Source organism: uncultured Campylobacter sp. (genome assembly GCF_938030685.1).
Lineage (GTDB): Bacteria > Campylobacterota > Campylobacteria > Campylobacterales > Campylobacteraceae > Campylobacter_B.
The window spans coordinates 1-2823 of record NZ_CALHHX010000203.1 but is presented as its reverse complement, the minus strand read 5'-3'; the positions used below and the strand labels follow the sequence as shown (position 1 = coordinate 2823).

Below are 2823 nucleotides of genomic sequence, written 5' to 3'. Positions count from 1 at the left end.
ATCTCTTCGGCAGCCTACCTGAAATCGGCGATAAAATAAGCGATGAAAACTGCGATTACGAAGTACTGCGAATGGATGGCACAAGAGTTTCGCTCGTAAAAGTCACCAAAAGGTGCGAACAGGAACTGCAAGAAAGAGACGAGAATAAAAACGAGTAGAGATGAGGCACATTCGGTGCGGCGTGCGTAAATCCGGTCGCTTTGAGCGTGGCGCAAAAATTTCGGCGCAGGCTCTGAAGCGATCAAAATAGCGGTAAAACTTAATCGGCAAAGCATTTCGAGCTGCAGCGAATAGTATGTCGCCGTCTAAAATTAAAATTCCGAAATTTCTCTTAGAAAGGATTAGTTATGGAATTTCGTATCGAAAAAGACACGATGGGCGAGGTTAAGGTTCCGAATGAGAAATATTGGGGTGCGCAGACGCAGCGTAGCCATGAAAATTTCGAGATCGGAGTAGGGCTGGAGACGATGCCTAAAGAGGTCATAGAGGGCTTTGCCTATCTAAAAAAGGCGTGCGCGCTTGTTAATCGTAAGCTAGGCCGCCTAGACGAGCCTCGCACCGAGGCGATAGCGCAGGCGTGCGATGAAATTTTAAACGGCAAACTGGACGGAAATTTCCCTCTAGTCGTGTGGCAGACGGGCTCTGGCACGCAGTCGAATATGAATTTAAACGAGGTCGTTTCAAACCGCGCAATGGAGATTTTGGGGTTAAATTTTCGCGATAAGGCGGCACTGGACGTTAAAGACGCAAAATTCGTGCATCCAAACGATCACGTAAATAAAGGCCAGAGCTCAAACGACACCTATCCTACGGCGATGCGAATAGCCTTTGTGCTGGAGCTTCAAAAAAAGCTGCTGCCAGCGATAGAAAAACTTGAAGCGACGCTGGATAAAAAGACTGCCGAGTTTGCGGGGATCGTAAAGATCGGCCGCACTCACCTGCAAGACGCCACGCCGCTCACGCTCGGTCAAGAATTTAGCGGCTACGCACATATGCTAAAGGCGAGCAAGGCGCAGATCCTCGCTACTATGCCGTTTTTAGAGGAGCTTGCTATCGGTGGCACCGCGGTGGGCACGGGGCTAAACTCGCACCCGAAATTTAGCGAGATGGTAAGCGACGAGCTAAACGCGCTAACGGGCACGGCGTTTAAATTTAAATCCCATCCGAATAAATTTCACGGCCTAACCAGCCACGATGCCGAGGTGTTTTTAAGCGGCGCGCTAAACGGCCTGGCGGCAAATTTGATGAAGATCGCAAACGACGTGCGCTGGTTAGCAAGTGGGCCTAGGTGCGGTATCGGCGAGATAAACATCCCCGAAAATGAGCCGGGAAGCTCGATAATGCCGGGCAAGGTAAACCCGACGCAGTGCGAAGCCGTCACGATGGTAGCGGCGCAAGTAATGGGCAACCACGTCGCGATCTGCGTCGCCGCAAGCCAGGGAAACTTCGAGCTAAACGTCTTTAAGCCGGTGCTTACGTACAACCTCATCCAAAGCATCCGCCTGCTAAGCGACGCGATGAATAGCTTTGAGAAGCACTGCGCTTGCGGTATCACGGCAAACGCCGCGAAAATCGACAAGCTACTGCATGAAAGTCTGATGCTAGTAACCGCGCTAAATCCGCACATCGGCTACGCAAATGCCGCCAAGATCGCCAAAACCGCGCATCATAACGGCACTACGCTGCGCGAGGAAGCGATAAAATCGGGCATACTAACCGCCGAGGAATTTGACGCGTGGGTGGTGCCTGAGGATATGATAGCGCCGAAAGAATAAATTTTAGTTGCTTGACTTTTGGGCTCGGCAGGGTTCGCTCGGCGGAATTCGGCGAGATTAGGGCGTTTCGGCAAAATTTTATCGTTTCGATAAATTTTGATTGTTTCGACGAAATTTGATTGTTTTGCGTGACATTCTCGCCTTGAGTGATTTCGTAGAGCTTGCCTTGCACGGTTTTGCCGAGTTTACTTTAAAGCAATTTTGCCGAGCCTTCTTTAAAATCCGTAAATTTGAGAGCGAAATTTGCGGATTAAATTTGCTTCGATAATGCAGCTTTTGCGGTTCGCAAAATGGCGAGATTACCGAGGCTAAAGCCGCCTTTTGCCTTTAAATTTCTATCCGTCATTTCGCGCCCCGCCAAATACACATCGAAACCGCCGCTAAGATAAAATTTTAAATGCTTCGTAAGCACCCAAACGATAAAATGCGCCAAAATTTACAAAACGAGGATTTTATGAGGGACTATGATAAGGAGCCATTGATCATAAACGATTACACCGTCTATCATGTATTTTCCTGGAGCATATTTACTTGCATATTGGGTTTTTCGCTTTTGGGTTATGATCTGATTACGACTGGCACTACGGGAAAATTTAGCGCTTTCGGTATCGTTTCTTTAATTTTTGTGACATATTCTTTCATACGGCTAAGAATTTCGGCGGAGCAAAATTTTTCTAAAAATCCGAGCTATTTTTATTTTTCAAACAGCCTGATCCGCTACGTCGAAAATATAGATATGAAAGATAGCATAATTTCCGAAACCAAAATAGCCCCCGATCCGTCCGCAAATATATCTAGTGTTCATTTCTGCGTAGTATGCGAACTAGAAAACTTTTACGGCAGGTTCCATTATTTAAGCTCGTATGAGTTATATAGATATTCAAGCATAGGCGTTCATATAGGCAAACTTGCTCTTTATATAAAGCATCTAATGCTATATTTAATATTTGCTCTGCCGTATAAAATTTACAAGCTCAAAAAGAGCTCGGAGCCCCTTTGGCTGTTAAAAAGAAATTTTGTCGTTAAATTTAACAACAGAAATTACTTT

Annotated in this window: 3 protein-coding genes; all 3 read left to right on the top strand. The window is 46.4% G+C overall.

Annotated elements, in window-relative coordinates; all coding sequences use genetic code 11:
* Positions 1-158, top strand: a 158-nt coding sequence (locus tag Q0369_RS09815; RefSeq protein ID WP_298099257.1) for a transporter associated domain-containing protein, incomplete at its 5' end; no start/stop codon positions are given.
* A 189-nt stretch (positions 159-347) separates the two neighbouring features.
* Positions 348-1775 (top strand): class II fumarate hydratase, encoded by a 1428-nt coding sequence (gene fumC, locus Q0369_RS09810; protein ID WP_298099254.1) that lies wholly within the window; start codon positions 348-350, stop codon positions 1773-1775.
* Between the two features lie 454 nt (positions 1776-2229).
* A partial coding sequence (locus Q0369_RS09805; RefSeq protein ID WP_298099251.1) for a hypothetical protein occupies positions 2230-2823 on the top strand: 594 nt, incomplete at its 3' end.

Bases quoted from the DNA above. Each gene is read 5' to 3' on its own strand.
- fumC (WP_298099254.1), top strand. From the start codon at position 348: ATGGAATTTCGTATCGAAAAAGACACGATGGGCGAGGTTAAGGTTCCG.